The sequence below is a fragment of the Sulfobacillus thermotolerans genome, from assembly GCF_039623705.1.
In the GTDB taxonomy this organism is placed as follows: Bacteria; Bacillota; Sulfobacillia; order Sulfobacillales; family Sulfobacillaceae; genus Sulfobacillus; species Sulfobacillus thermotolerans.
On record NZ_CP133983.1, the window covers coordinates 280525 to 294900 of the forward strand.

14 protein-coding genes are annotated in these 14376 nt (G+C 52.2%); 6 read left to right on the forward strand and 8 right to left on the reverse strand.

The window, feature by feature from the left end; genetic code table 11:
* The first annotated feature begins 17 nt into the window (after positions 1 to 17).
* The gene (locus ORD20_RS01270; protein ID WP_158246278.1) at positions 18 to 488 is read left to right on the forward strand and encodes a signal peptidase II; all 471 of its coding nucleotides are present in this window, start codon (positions 18 to 20) and stop codon (positions 486 to 488) included.
* A gap of 549 nt (positions 489 to 1037) precedes the next feature.
* Here the strand turns inward: ORD20_RS01270 and ORD20_RS01275 are convergent.
* Positions 1038 to 1376, reverse strand: a complete 339-nt coding sequence (locus ORD20_RS01275; protein WP_103375642.1) for a DsrE family protein — start codon at positions 1374 to 1376, stop codon at positions 1038 to 1040.
* A gap of 217 nt (positions 1377 to 1593) precedes the next feature.
* Between ORD20_RS01275 and ORD20_RS01280 the strand changes: the two genes are divergently transcribed.
* A complete protein-coding gene (locus tag ORD20_RS01280; protein ID WP_103375643.1) occupies positions 1594 to 3627 on the forward strand; it encodes a hypothetical protein in 2034 nt (677 codons plus the stop codon).
* A 22-nt stretch (positions 3628 to 3649) separates the two neighbouring features.
* Here the strand turns inward: ORD20_RS01280 and ORD20_RS01285 are convergent, their stop codons facing one another.
* On the reverse strand, positions 3650 to 4240 hold the full coding sequence (locus tag ORD20_RS01285; protein WP_158246279.1) for a PilZ domain-containing protein: 591 nt from the start codon (positions 4238 to 4240) through the stop codon (positions 3650 to 3652).
* Positions 4241 to 4336: 96 nt separating this feature from the next.
* Positions 4337 to 6046 (reverse strand): hypothetical protein, encoded by a 1710-nt coding sequence (locus tag ORD20_RS01290; RefSeq protein ID WP_103375645.1) that lies wholly within the window; start codon positions 6044 to 6046, stop codon positions 4337 to 4339.
* A gap of 183 nt (positions 6047 to 6229) precedes the next feature.
* On the opposite strand from ORD20_RS01290, the gene ORD20_RS01295 reads away from it, so the two are divergent.
* The 4 genes from ORD20_RS01295 (at position 6230) to ORD20_RS01310 (ending at position 9939) form a co-directional block, all read left to right on the forward strand.
* Entirely contained in the window at positions 6230 to 7522 is a 1293-nt protein-coding gene (locus ORD20_RS01295; protein ID WP_103375646.1) for a cytochrome P450, read from the forward strand.
* Between the two features lie 204 nt (positions 7523 to 7726).
* The gene (locus ORD20_RS01300; RefSeq protein WP_103375647.1) at positions 7727 to 8599 is read left to right on the forward strand and encodes a hypothetical protein; all 873 of its coding nucleotides are present in this window, start codon (positions 7727 to 7729) and stop codon (positions 8597 to 8599) included.
* A gap of 61 nt (positions 8600 to 8660) precedes the next feature.
* Positions 8661 to 9356 carry an NAD(P)/FAD-dependent oxidoreductase gene (locus ORD20_RS01305; RefSeq protein WP_430626431.1) on the forward strand — a complete coding sequence of 232 codons (696 nt, stop codon included), beginning with the start codon at positions 8661 to 8663 and terminating at the stop codon, positions 9354 to 9356.
* A 34-nt stretch (positions 9357 to 9390) separates the two neighbouring features.
* Positions 9391 to 9939, forward strand: a complete 549-nt coding sequence (locus ORD20_RS01310; RefSeq protein WP_103375649.1) for a mismatch-specific DNA-glycosylase — start codon at positions 9391 to 9393, stop codon at positions 9937 to 9939.
* A 181-nt stretch (positions 9940 to 10120) separates the two neighbouring features.
* Here ORD20_RS01310 and ORD20_RS01315 read toward each other — a convergent pair whose 3' ends face one another.
* The 5 genes from ORD20_RS01315 to ORD20_RS01335 all read right to left on the reverse strand — a co-directional run bounded on the left by ORD20_RS01315 (position 10121) and on the right by ORD20_RS01335 (position 14343).
* Positions 10121 to 11350 carry a sodium:solute symporter family protein gene (locus tag ORD20_RS01315; RefSeq protein WP_207654668.1) on the reverse strand — a complete coding sequence of 410 codons (1230 nt, stop codon included), beginning with the start codon at positions 11348 to 11350 and terminating at the stop codon, positions 10121 to 10123.
* Positions 11351 to 11353: 3 nt separating this feature from the next.
* Positions 11354 to 11569, reverse strand: coding sequence for a hypothetical protein (locus tag ORD20_RS01320; protein ID WP_103375650.1), 216 nt, complete (start codon positions 11567 to 11569; stop codon positions 11354 to 11356).
* 53 nt (positions 11570 to 11622) lie between these two features.
* Entirely contained in the window at positions 11623 to 12636 is a 1014-nt protein-coding gene (locus tag ORD20_RS01325; protein WP_146039051.1) for a hypothetical protein, read from the reverse strand.
* 295 nt (positions 12637 to 12931) lie between these two features.
* Entirely contained in the window at positions 12932 to 13324 is a 393-nt protein-coding gene (locus ORD20_RS01330; protein WP_430626432.1) for a hypothetical protein, read from the reverse strand.
* Positions 13325 to 13362: 38 nt separating this feature from the next.
* Positions 13363 to 14343 (reverse strand): EAL domain-containing protein, encoded by a 981-nt coding sequence (locus ORD20_RS01335; RefSeq protein WP_430626433.1) that lies wholly within the window; start codon positions 14341 to 14343, stop codon positions 13363 to 13365.
* Between the last annotated feature and the right edge of the window lie 33 nt (positions 14344 to 14376).

Genomic DNA, 14376 nt, shown 5'->3' on the forward strand with positions numbered 1-14376 from the left:
GGGGAAAAGGCACGGACGTGGACAAGAAGTTAAGAGGATGGAGTACGGGGCTCATCATGTTGATCGTCTATATTGCGGCCTTGGGCCTCGGGATTGTTAACCGTGCAAACATTGGAAGACAGGGCGTGATTTTTAATCGCGGCATGGCGTTTGGCCTGTTAGCTTACGCCCCGTCATGGAGCCTAGCCGTTGTCTCAGCGCTGGCCATGGCGGCCCTGGTTGCCGCATGGTGGCGGTGGCGAGAATACCAGACGGTCTTGGCCATCATTTTTGCGGGTGCGTTGGCTAATTGGACGGAACGTCTTTTATGGGGCGGTATCGTCGACTTTTGGCGGGTTCCGGGATACCCTTTTGTCTTCAATTTAGGGGACATTGCCATTCGGCTCGGCATGATTGCCTTGGTGATTCAGTACTGGTTGCTAACGCGTTCAGTGCGTACGCGTTCTAAAGGTCTTGCAGAAGTAGGCCGGGAGTTTAAAAGACGGTGATACCTGACAATCCAAAGATCGCACTGCTGACTATAAGTAAGCCGCATAACGTCATGTTCAGCGCGCACCATGCGCCAACGCCAGTATTCTAAAGCGGCGCGGATCATAAGGTGCCGAAGGGCATAGACAACATGCTTAAACATTTTTTCTCTCCAATCGTCATTTTTATTGGGGGCTCCATATGGTGGTGAGGAAACCCGAATTATGAAGGGCACTGTCGTATCGGAAAATGGGCTTGTCAAAAACCACGGTTTATTATGGCGCACCCCAGACAATGCGTCTAGTTTTTTCTTTCCAATTTTTGGTTTTACGCTAGAAAATCGATCGCAAAACCTTAAGAATTTCGTCAGGCCTTTCATTTTATGTTGCGAGGATTTGCAGGCGCTGCACAAAGTTTGACGGTTTATGCCGAAAGTGGGTAATGGCTATGGCCAAGCCCGAACGTCTTCAATAGCAGTTGTGACCTGATCATTAATTAAAAGAGGTCAAAAAAATCCTTGGGGCGAGACGCGGATGCCCCAAGGATTGGTGAGCTGAAGAACTTAATGCTCAGACACCGACAATTTGGTAACCTTGCTCGGTCAGACGGACAAGGGCCTCGCCGGCAGGCTCCATATGAATGCCCTGTTCAGTCACAGTGGTCGTGACGCCATATTGGTCGGCGTTAAAAGGACACGCGCCCATGGGGACTTGTCCGGAGGAGAGGGTTTTTAAGGCTTCAGCCAGATGGCCTTCGGCCTGACCAGCCAATTTAACGCCAGGGCCAAAGAAATAGACTTCGATATCTTGATTGCGATTGGCCTTGAGGCGACCGGCTAGCACTAAGTTGGCCAGAACCTTTTCCTCCAAGCCTGGGCCAGCAGTAATCCAGAATGCAATTTTTGCCATGTATAATCCTCCTGTTCAGGGGTGTCGGGCATCTTCGCGGTGATGGACGAAAATGGGGAAAAATTTAAAGCCCCTGTGATACTATATAATAACAAGTAAAGGAGAGCAAGGGGATGTTCAGAGCAGCGCAGCGTCCCCCTATTCCAGTTAATGGATGTGACAAGGCAGGAATTCTTTTAATGCATGACGAATGATTATCCGATTAGGGGGGCACGGCATGAATTGGCTTCAGGATATCGTCCATCAAGACCGTTCAGACCGTTTTGTCGGTCGACAAGAAGAGATTGCGGCCTTTCAGCAATGGCTGACGGACAACCAGCCACGGACGCAGATTTGGGACGTTCATGGAATTGCCGGTATGGGCAAATCGTCCTTGTTGTGGGAATGGATGGGGATGGCGCAAGCACAGCACATGGCCGTCTTATGGATGGACGGACGGTCCTGTCCCAAACAGCCCGCCTCGTTTCTTCAGTATTTTCAAGATGCATTGGAATCTGCAGGCATGGCGAACCAGTGGCCTGAGCGTGTCCTATGGATATTTGATAACTTTAATGAAGTGGGCGTGCTTGAAGGCTGGCTACGTGAAGATTGGCTGAGTCGTTTGCCTGATCAAGGCGCTCTGGTGGTCTTATCCAGCCGCCGGGGTCTAGATCGTGTGTGGTACACGCATTTGGGCTGGGACCAGCGTGTAAGGTCGTTCCCTTTAAACGCGTTGCCCTATGAAGAGGTGCAAGCATATTTTCTGCGCATGGGCGTCGAAGATAGCCATGAACTTCAAGCAGTGATTCAGCGTTTGCACGGATATCCTTTAGGGGTTGCCGTCGTGGGCGATTATTTTGCCACACGCAATCACGTAAAGGAAGCATGGGACCTTTCTTTGTTAGAGCAGATAACCGCCGAATTACTGCGGGAAGTGACGGACCCCTCCCTTCATCCGTTACTCGACATTCTTACCGTGTTGCCTGTCGCCAATCATGCTGCGTTCCAGAGTTTGATGGCCCCTGTTGAGGTTACGCTAGATCAATTCAAAGGCATCAGTCATTTGTCTTTTGTGCGGACTGTGCAAGGGGGCATCACATTGCACGATGTCGTCCGGGCCCAACTTTTCAATTTCATGCAGGAATATAACCCGACGGGGTTAAAACGTCTCCGCATTAAAGCGGTCGATTATCTTAGTCGTTTGTACCGAGAAGCCACAACGCTTCGCGAGCGCAGTCACTTGGCCTACCAGCTTATGGAGATTAGTGCCGCGTCTTTGCCGCGCGAAAGCTCTTACGCCGATGTCGGGGCGCTTACAGCGATCTCACGCGATCGCCAGGTTGACGCCACAGATGCCCAAGCAATTCATCGTATGATTGATGAGTGGGGAAGGCAAAGCTTAGTCCTGCCGACACCGAAGGCAGCACACGCTCTTTTCGATGCGGTTCTTGCCCAATTTCCTCAGGCCATCCGCGTGATTAGGGCTCCTGATGGCGCCCCCATCGGGTTTTTCGTGTCGTTGCCGATGCATCATACCACGGCGGCGTTAATCGAATTATATGCCCCAGGAACTGTAGCGCGCTATTTTCCAGACGAAACGTTCCCTCAAGATCCCGATCAGGCGGATACGTATTTGGGCACTTTAGTGGGTGTCGATGCGCACCATCCTTTATATCACCCCAGAGACATCCTCGGCATTATTATTCGGGATGGACTGTCATTTTTAGGCAGTGGACTTCGGGGGGTTGTGGGAAGTGGGGAGCCCAGACTTAAAGCATTGTTGGGACTTTTAGGCTTCGACTCGCATCCGCTTGGATTAGAAGAAGGCGTGGAAGCCTTCGTGCTCGATATGCGGCACCGGGACTTTCTTATTTGGGTGGGGTCGGTGATACGCGCGTTCAACCGCCCGGTGGTGAAAAATCGCTACGGCGTGGATGAGGAGACGCTCCGTCGGGCTCTCAAGGCGTACCATAGCGTCGATGATTTTAACCGGACAGGCTTGCCAGAAATGTTAGGGTGTGAGGGGCATGAAGCCCGCCGTATTCTGGCGGTTCTCCTTTCAGAGAGCCCAGTGCCACCTCTGACCGATGTCACGCAAAGAGTCTTGCGGATGACCTTTATCGATCACATTGGCAATGCCGACCGCATTGCCATGGCGCTACATTTGAGCCGCCCCACCTATTATCGCCAGCTCCGTCAAGGGATATCAGACCTTTGTAACGTACTGCAATCCGGCGAATTCGTGGCTATTTTGATCGATCGCGGAGAATAGCCAAGAAGGGCATAGTTGATGCTCACGGAAGCGATTCGAGATAGGACTTTAATAGCTTAAAATCTGCGTTATCGGTTTGGGTAAAGCGAATGGCGACTTGTGTCATACCCGACTGTGTGGCCACACAACGTAGGACGCGGCCTTGAAGATGAAGCGGTGCGCCACGCAGGGTCAATGTCATTGCGACCGGGGATTGCTCCGGGAACGGTTTCTCTAATTGACAGCGCAGGCCTTGTACCGAGATATCTTCGGTCTCGGAGGAAATTTTTTTGAGTCCTAAAGGGCCAGTGGAAAAAGTGACCGGCAAGGACAAGGCGTGACGTCTTGTGCGCCGGTTTTCTTGAGCTTGAGGATCGCCCTCAAGTACGACAGATAAGACGGGCTGTGCGGATAAATCCGTGCGTTCGACGTAGGCGTTTTGTTGCCATAACGTCTGATTCCATTGCCAACGCACTTGAATCACTGTGCCAGGAGGAGGCAAACGCAGGCCGGATAACGGGGTAATGATTTCCAAATAGCATTGGTCGGCTAAGCGTAGTTTGACGATGGTTTCAATAACGGTTTCGTCATACCAAAAACTTGCATGAGTATTTGTCGATAAGAAAACAGCCACGGTGTGCCTCCCGCGTAGAGTCGTCTGGAATTCATTATTATTACATATTGTATAAGATGCGGCGGGCATCGAGATCATTAATTTTCCCAACGTCAGTTAAGAATATTGCTGCCACAAGACGGCCAACCGCGCGGTTGTCACGGGATTGTCTGCAGACGGTTCGTCACTCGCTACCTGCATGAACAGCGGTCCTTGATCCCAATCGAGGCGTGTTTGCATGCGGTTCGTACCCGTAATGTTAACGACTAATAAGCCTTGGTACCCGGGTAGGAAATGCGTGTGTAAATAACGGATAAGAGGCGAAGATACGGTTTGTTCTGACACGGCGGTGCCGCCTTTTATCTCCATGGTCCATTCACCTTCATGCCAAATGAGCACGGGGCCATGGGACAGTGCCTGACTTGAAAAGAGGGTACTGGCTGGATAGGCTTGGCCGATGAGGCCTGTGGCTAAAGTGACCGTGTGTGGATGACCAGACGGTGCGCGCCAGTAAAGATTACCGGATTCCAGCAACGCGGTAGTAGGTGCTTGAGGGCTGACCGCTGTCACCCGCCATGATGCAAAGGGTGCCAGATCGCTAAGGTCGTGCGTTATTTCTGGGCTATTCACGGGGTAGCATTGCTGCGTTTTCCAGATCCGTACACTGTATTGGTTGAGCGAGGGACTCGCACTGGCGGTGGCCGATAGGCTTTGATTACGCGCATGGGGAATGCGTGTGGGCCCAAATAACGGCAAAGCGATTTGGGTCGCGTCATGGTGCAGAGCTTCCTTAATAATTGTGTGAGACGGTTGGCACGCGCTCACCGTTTCCATTTGCACAAAGTGCCACGTCGCGCCTCCATTATTAGTGTTGTAGAGCGCATCGAGATTAGTTTGGGATAGCGGCGCGAGAATTTGACCGTCGGTAGGAGAGGAAAAATGAATCACGGGCGCTTTGTTGCCTGGCCAAAATGATGACGGTAAATGGATGATTTGCTTGGCCCATGTTTTTCCACTGCTTTCTGTGCGATAAATCAGCAAGATCGGTTGCATGGCACTAAGCTCCGCAATGAACCCTTCCGATGTTGTTGGGAAATTGATGGTGGCCTGCCCCGAGGCGTTGGGAAACACTGGCGCATTGGCACTCCATTGCGATGCATTTTCCAATGTCCATTGTTTACCACCGTTTTGGGACTGAAATAGATAGAAGCTTTCTTGCGCTGTGGCGGCGTTGCCTGCTGCGAGGACCCATTCCCTAGAGCCAGCGTTGGCCAAAACGGCGTTTTGAGCCTGTTCAAGGTGTGTTACCGCTTGCGTTGTTGTGGCGATGAGTGGATGCTGCCATGTGTGCAAGATGGTGGTGCCAAGACGTTGATGAGACGGTGGAACATGAACGCTGAGCTCCAGTAATTGCCCTGTTTGGGTAAGAATTGTCGTACTGCCACTGCCTGTCGAGGGCGATACGGGAATGACGTCTTTATAAGGGGCTGTCGGTGAGGTGGAGAGCGGCAACCACCGTGTAGCCAAAGACAAGCTGGGCGTTAAATTTGTCACCGAGCAGGATCCGGTTTGTCCTCCTAAAGTGATGCTGTCAGCCGTGATGCGTTCGGTCGTCCAGGTTTTGGGGATTGCAACGACGGTGGAGAAGATGTTTACGGGCTTAAAGCCCGGACGCAACGGGGCTAATCCTTGAAATGTGGCAGGACCGTGCTGGGCGGATTGTTGCGGAAGAGACGCCGCGGGGGTACTGGTCGCGACTGTGCCGCAACCGCTTAAAGAAGCGCTTATGATTGCGCTGCCGAGTATCAACCCCAGTCTCACATGCATTCCGTGGATCCCTCCATGCACCATCTCACAACTCCATTTTATGATGTAAACGCCGTGCGGAGCAAAAAGTTTCATGAAATTCCTTTTTTTGCTGGAAAAATTGTAAAGAAATATGGCGGGGTGTTTCTTAGCGTTACCTGGTATCTCGACATGCTACCATAGAGGAAAGGGGCGGAACACAGCATGGTACACCAACACTTGGGCCAAGATTTTCGTCGGTTATGGTCATTTCATCGGGATCCACTGAAGACGTTAAGCCAAATTGCGCGAGCCCAAGGGCCTCTTGCGTCCTTTCATATGGGCCCTTGGGCTTTTGTTTTGGTCAGTGGGGGAGCTCAAGTTCACACCTTATTGAATACCCACGGCAAACACCTTATCAAGGGACCGGGGATGGATGCAAACAATCCGCTGATTGGACGAGGACCGTTGGTCGCGGAAGGGGATCTTTGGAAAATGGAGCGGCTGGCGATACAGCCGGCTTTTGACCATGGACGTTTTGCGGACTATGGCACATGGATCACGCAGGCGACGCGAGACTACTGTCATCAGGTTATCCGCACTAAGGCCACGACGAGCGACCACGACATGCTCGTGTTGACCATGCGCGTTGTCCTAGGTACGCTGTTTGAGGGAGACGCTTCTGTTTCCGCCTTGCAGGAAATGGCGCAAGCGGTGCAAACGGTGATGACCTACTTCTATCAACGCTCACGCAGTGTGTTGCGCTGGCCATATACGTGGCGAGTTCCTGGCACCTTGCCCTATCACCGAGCTGCAGACCGTTTGCAACCGTGGATGGCTGAATTTCTTCAAGGGCCGAGAAAGAGTTTGGTAGCGGAGCGATTACATCAGGCCTTGCGGGACGATCCCGATGCGGTCTTGCAGACGGCGTTAACCCTAATTATGGCGGGCCATGAAACCACCGGTCATGCGCTGTTTTGGACTTTGCTGTTGCTAGCCGCTAATCCCGCGGTGCAAGCGCGGTTGCAGCAGGAAGTGGATGACCAGCTTCGGGGTCAATGCCCGCAAATATCATCGCTTGACCGTTTGCCCTATCTAAAGGCGGTAATCTTGGAGTCTTTGCGCTTGTTCCCGCCCGTTTGGCTATTAAGTCGTTCAAATCCGCACCCATTGACTTTAGAGGGCGAAACATTTGCTCCTCGGACGTTTTTTCTCGTGAGTCCCTATGTGACCCATCATTTGTCTTCTGAATTTCCCAATCCGAACGATTTTGACCCCGAAAGGTGGCTTCAGGGGGACCAAGAGGCTTATGCGTTGGCATTTCTTCCTTTTGGGAAGGGGCCGCGTAGTTGCATCGGACGTGATTTTGCGCTACTTGAAATGCAGCTCGTCATTGCATCCTTCGTCCAGGCGCTAACCCTTCACCCAATTTCTGGGACATCATGGCGCCCAGTGCCCCGACTCAGTTTACTTCCTCCCCCCGGCATGAGACTGACGGTCAGCCCGCGCTCCACCTAGGTTGCGGGGAATCGGGAACGAGAGAAAAACTTCTCACTCATCTTTCCCCAAGACCACGGCGACTGCGTCTATATGCTGTTTTAACGAAGCATGTCACCGGACGGGAAATTTCTGGCAGTCTTGCGAGGAGAGCTTCCCCGGTGCTATAATCACCAAGTTATAAACACTGGACGAATCCATATGATACGCATAGGAGGTGATTGTATGTGGGAAGATTACTTGGAGCAAGCAACCCATCTCATCATGAATAAGTACCACAAACGGCGAGCCCAGGCAAAAATCCGGCAACAATTGCTTTCTATTTGGGCCGACCAAATCGCGCAGGGAACGGACAGGGCGCAAGCCGCGGTTATGGCGATGGCGACCCTTGGAAATCCTGAGGTCATGGCGGTTAAATTAGCAGAACCCTTGCGTCAGCAACGCGGGTGGCTGTGGTTGGTTTCTGTAGCCCAGCTTTTAGCTGGCCTAGGGTTGCTGGTAGCTTCTTTCCGCACGGAATCTTTGGCCGATATGGCCGTGGGCAGGGTGCTCACCGCGTGGGGCTTCTTCTCGACGAGTCTTAATACGTTTCATCATAGCGGTTTGAGGCAAAATATTGTATTGGCGATGCGCAACGTACGATTTGGTTTAAGTCGGATTGCCTGGGCACAAGGACTGGTGGTTATGGCGACGGCTGCTCTATCGGGAGCGTTGGCTGCGGTGCTGTGTTCCTTGCCGTGGGTCTTTGTGCCGAATACTGTGTTCCATCCTGTGGCGGTGTCCGACTCGTTAGGTTTGGCGCTTTTTGCCATGGCGGCATGGGGCCCTTGGTGGCTGTTTCGAAAAAGGTTAGTAACCGCCTTTAGGGAAATTACATGGCAAATTTGGGCGTCTTTGACCGCCACCGCTGTGTATACGATATTGCTGGTGTGGAATGGACAATTTGTTCCTCCGCCTTTTTTTAATTGGCAGCCGGAGTTGTATGTGTTGGGTAGCTTTGTGTCATTTTTCGCAGCCCTTCGCATCTTTGCCTTTTTCTTTAGCCTTAAAGAGCGGATTGAGCCGTGGCGTGACGACGAAATTCGTTCGGCCATTTAGCCGAATGGTAGTGCTTAGGTAGGAGCGACTCTCGCGGGAGGCGCTCTTTTTTAACGAGGAGGTGAAACCGATAGAAACCGTCGCGGTTGTAGGCGGAGGACCCGCAGGCATTGCGTGCGCGATATGGCTAAAGCGTTTGGGAATGTTGCCCAAGATTTTTGAGCGGCATCATTTAGGAGGACAGTTGCACGATATCACCCTATCTTTGCAAGATGTGCCAGGGTTTTATGGTGCTAACGTTTCTGTATTGCTAGCGGACCTCGTGCAGCAGTTGCATCAGATGGGGATTGATGTCTACGAAGGCCACGATGTGGTGGCATTTGATGAGGCTGAAAAGCTATTGACCTGTGCCGATGGTGCCACCTATTATGCGCAGGCTGTCGTGTATGCTCCGGGACTGCGCACGCGGGACTTAAAGGTTCCGGGTGCACAGTGGGTCACGTCTTTATCCACATCGGCTTTATTGGCTCAGCCATTAGCAGGGGAAGTTCTCATTGTTGGCGGTGGCGACCGTGCATTTGAAGCCGCATTGCGGTTATCGGAGGCCGGAAAGTCCGTCCGCCTCATTCATCGCCGTGATCATTTTCGTGCGCGTCCGGATTTTCAACAACGTGTTCGCGCTTTGGGCATTCCGGTTCATGTGAATACCACAGTCGAGGCGATAACGCCCACTCAAGGCGGTGTGGAGGTTGTACTCAAGGGACCAAGAACAACCAAGCGAGTCAAGGTCGAATCCACCGTGGCGTTCATAGGATAAGGTACTCGGGACATAACGTGGAAGGGAGACACCCATGGTTGCCGACATTATTGCTCCGGATCTCAAAATTTTGTTTGTCGGATACAATCCTGGCATCTATTCGGACAAGTTCCAGCATCATTTTGCGGGCCCTGGCAATCTTTTTTGGGCATTGTTAGCGGACAGTCAGTTGACTCCGTACCGTTTAAGCCCTGAAGAGGATCAGACCTTGTTGCTGTTTGGCCTAGGCATTACCAACATTGTGGAGCGCATGACCCCGGGTTCGGCTGATCTGACGCCCGACGAATTAGCGCAAGGAGGAAAGGTGCTAGCCGCTAAGATAGCACGTTTCGCTCCTCGCGTGGTTTGCTTTTTGGGCAAGGACATTTACCGGGCAGTTTACGGAATAAAGCGGACGCAAACAGTTGCGTGGGGGTATCAAAGCCCTGGTCGCTTTGTGGCTCCTAACCCTTCAAGACGGTCGACATTGCCCTATGGCATGCGGCTGCAGCATTTTCGGGCCCTCGCAAATCTTACACGCTATGGACCGGATCCTCATGCATTTCGTAGAGGATGGAAAAGTGATTGGCCTCACCAGGCTTAATGGATGCTTGGGTTGCGGCACTAATAATCGCAAAAACGAGGGTATTGAGCACGAGGGCGATGAAGCCGGAATTGATGCCCCACAAGGTACCATGGCCGCTTAGCAGTAAAAAGGCATCCAAGACCCAGCCTGTCATCATCCCCCAGAATGCGCCGTATTTGGTCGCGCCACGCCAAAACAGTCAGCCAATAACGACGGCGGGAAAAAGCTGAGCAATGAAATCATAGGCCACGAGCAAAATGGCCACAAGCAGCGATGGCGTGGCCAACGCCAAAAATAAGGCCAGAAATGTGAGCGGAAATACTAACAATTTCGTGACGCGGTAAATACGCTCGTCGGATTGGGGGCGATATTCTGCCCAGACATTTTTAGCAATGAGAGAGGCGGAGGTCATAATGATGGGACCTGCTGGCACGAGGGCGGCAAAAATGGCGGCGATGACAAAAAACGCAAAGAATGGTGTGGCGAACAAACGACGTGCTAAGATGACCACGACGTCATTGCCATTTTGATGGGTGCCAAGGACGAGCAATGCCCCAAAACCCACGATAATGACAGCGACTTTGACCAATTGGTAGAGCGGCATGAAGACTGCTTGAATCTTCAACGACTTGGGATTTCGGGCGGTGTAGGCGACACCAAACCACTGCGGCCACATCCATTGGCCCATGCCCGTCATGAGGACCGTGGTAACCAACCAAAGTAGTCCCGAGTGTGCGGTTTTGCCAGGCAAGGTCATAACGGGGCCTAGCTCATGCCCAAAGACCATAAACATGGGACCAAAGCCATGAAACTCACGGTAGGGAAACACAATAAATAGCGCACCTAATGCGACGATCATAAAGACATCTTTAATCACAGACTGCCACGCGTTGCCCCGAATCCCGCCCACATACACGGCGGTGGCTAAAACGACAAAACCGATGATATCAGACCACATCACAGAAAGACGACTTTTGCTGATGACATGGAAAATGGCGCCGAGTCCTGTAATGTTGAGGTCGATATAGGCAATCATGATAATCGCGGTAGTAAGGGCAACAAACATTCCCAAGGCCCGTGACTGATAGCGCCCAGCGACAAAGTCTGCTTGGGTGACGTAGCGAAATTTCTTCCCTAAGATCCAGATCAAAGGCAGAATCATGAATCCTAAGGAATAGGCGACGTCATTAAGGGCGACGTTGTAAAACACCGGGCCGCCTTTTGCGTAGGCATAGCCGGCCAGTCCTTGAAAGGTAAATGCGGTGTAAATTTCGGTGCCTAACAGAAACCAGACCAGCCAAGCGCCCATATTACGGCGATTCACGAGCCATCCGGACAATGATGACTGCGATTCCTTGGCTCCTGATATCATGCCTAAGATGGTCAATCCGACTACGGCAATAGCAGCCACGACAATGACGGTTCCCATGCGTTAGTCATCTCCCTTGAAGTGTTGGACGGGGTCGAGCAAATAGACGACGCCCAGAATGATGGGGGTAAGCACGGGAACTAAGGCATACCAGAACAATATGGCGGGCATGCCTAAAATAAAGGGATAGACCCGGTTAAAGTAAATAACCGGGCCCAAAAGATACAAGCCGGTTACTAAACCAACGCCAATAAGCCAGTTGCGCATGGCTGTGCGCATTGTGATCACCTCCCCGTCGTACTTAGGGATATGCACAACGCGCGCGTTTTGTGTTACGGGGTGATGGAGGACAGACGGATAAATCCTTGGGAGGTTTGGAAAATGATCCCCGCTGGGCTTTGACTAAAGAGGCCAGAAGACTGGGGCAGGGGGTGAAGATGATGAGAACCCCAGACCACGAGTTGGCCCGAAGGGTCAACATTATTCATGACTAAGTGGCCGCCTGCTTGTCCAATCTGCGGTTTAAGACCCGTCTGCCACCGGTACCAGCTGATATGGCCATGGGTGTCGACAATAATGAGGTAAGCAGGGAGCGCTGTGGGGCGTTCCAACATGACTGCAAGACTCGGGCCAAATGACAAAGAATCCACCACCAGCGGCCAACGCTTCGCTCGAACCGTGGCGAGGGTCGTTACGTGGGCTGTCTCCAAGTTTTCCAAAGCGATTTGACCATCGCGGTCATAAACAATGTCGCGGCCCCTAAACACAAACGGATGGTGCCCGGTGAGTGCTTGCGAGGGGAGTGTGCGGTGGGGATATGTACTTTGTACGTTTAGCGTCTTGTCCGACACGGAGAGATAATCTAAATGATTGCTAGGCGTAAAATATGGCGTCATGGCATGATCGATTTGATGGTGTTGTAAATGAGGTGCGGTGAGCACGGTAATGGTGTTGCCGTTTTGCCATGCCAGCATGTGCCCATCGGGCGCATAATCTAAAAAACCGGCCGGATCGGTGGGCGCGCTGCTTAAGGGGTAATAAGATCCATTGACCAGCCACCTCGCTTGTCCATCATGAAGAACATAGCTGACGGCGCTGCTTTGGGTGATGGGCAAATACCAATCTGTGTTTGCCAAATGGCCCGGAAGCAATGGTTGCGGTTGGGTGCGGTCTTGCGCTGTGGTGCCTAGTGTCAGAGCAACAGTATGATCTGGCGCAATAATAGGATTGGCCGTTTGCCACGTGCTGACAGGATTCATTTGCTCTCGGTGCATGATGGCGTCCACGACAAACCCAGCTACCACGGCGACTGCAACGATCACAGTCATCCACCCTCTACGCTTCACAACATCCTCCTGCCCCATCTGTTGATATGCTTTAAGGGTACCACAACTCGCCTTCGTTGACTCCCCCTAAGCGAATGATGACGATAGACAGGACTGCCCCTTTTGGTTGAAACCGCCGTGTGAGTATAAAAAGAGTTTGACTCGAGAAAAAAGCTCGTAGGGCTTGTGTAATTTCGTCACACACACTCACGTCAGGATTCCAGACTTGAACCAGGGCGCATGACGTGAATCCAACCCAAGCTCCCCCCAAGGTGGCTTCGGCTAAGATACTTTGGGAGGGCGGGTTGATTGATCATTAGGACGCTGCCGACCGGCGGTGTGTGTTGCGCCTTGTCACCCAAATAGCTCCAACAGTTCCCAAGGCAACCAGTGGCAGGGCTGCTGCCCACGGGACCTCAGGCAATTGTCCGACTACACTGACTATGGGATCGTAATCGTAGACGGGCGCAGTCGGCGGGGGCGAAGATGGTCCCGGTGGCGAAGATGCTACAGTAATTGAATCTTGGGGTTGATACATATGAAATACGATGGGTGATTTAGGTTGGTACACGAGTTCAATCGTATAGTCGTTGCCTAACGGCCCTAACTGGGACGTTGGGATAACAAATTGGTATGTGGCGGTGGCGCTCTCTTTAGGACCTACTGTGGGATCCGGTGAGGATATCAAAGCAGATGCCGTGGCTGTCACGGGTTTCGTAGGCGGCGTGATAGTAATAGTGGGAAGTGTCAGGAGTGGCCGAGGCTGAACACCGGGGCCAGGCCTTTTTTGGTGGCGCGTAGAAACGTCATGGCGGTCGGCTGTAGCAAGCGAAAAGTCGACGCCATGATGGCCATTAACCGCTCATGGGGGGTAGCCTGGGGGTCGGCTAGGCTTTCCATCAGTAATGACCAGTGCAACCGAAAAGAATCCCATGCCATTAAATTTTGCGCCGAGGATTCTAAGAGTTCATTTTGACGGCGCTGGATTTCATGAATGACGTGATTAGGCGCTTGTACTCCGGGGTTCCACGCGCTAGGGCGAGCAAAATAATAGCCTTGTCCAATCGCAACGCCCAGATCAATGCAAGTAAGGAGTTCTTCACGGGTTTCGATTCCTTCGGCGATGAGCTGAAATCCCAGAAATTCGGCCATGTGACTGACTGATGCGATTAAATTGCGTTTGACCGGATACATATGGCATTGAGCAATAATGGAGCGGTCCAGTTTAACAAAATTGGGGCGTACAGCGACTAATTTTTCTAGACCAGAATATCCCGTGCCGAAATCATCCAGGGCGACGGTTCCGCCTTGATTGCGAAAGGTTTGCATGACCGGTTCCACAATGTCACCAAACCAGTTTCCCCGCTCGGTAATTTCAATCACAATGGCCCCATGCTGGCTGCTCCCGACCATGCTCTGAATGTCAGGATCTGTGAGCGAGTCGGGGTGCAAATTGATAAAGAGCGGGTAGGAGAGAGGGTGACCTTGCAAAAATTTCGTAATCTGACCCACAATAAGGCGGTCTACGGCCACGGCGTGACCTTGTATGCTGGCTTCATGGAAAAAGGATTCGACCAGCAGGGGTCGGTGGTTGCGATCAACCGGCCTGGTCAGCACCTCAAATCCGATAATGTTGCCGCTTGACAACGCTAAGAGCGGCTGAAAAGCTAAATCGAATTGAGGCTCCGAGTAAAGCCACTGTGCAATGTCCACGACAGGTAGCGACATGATGTATGATGCGCAGGCAACCCACGCAATCTC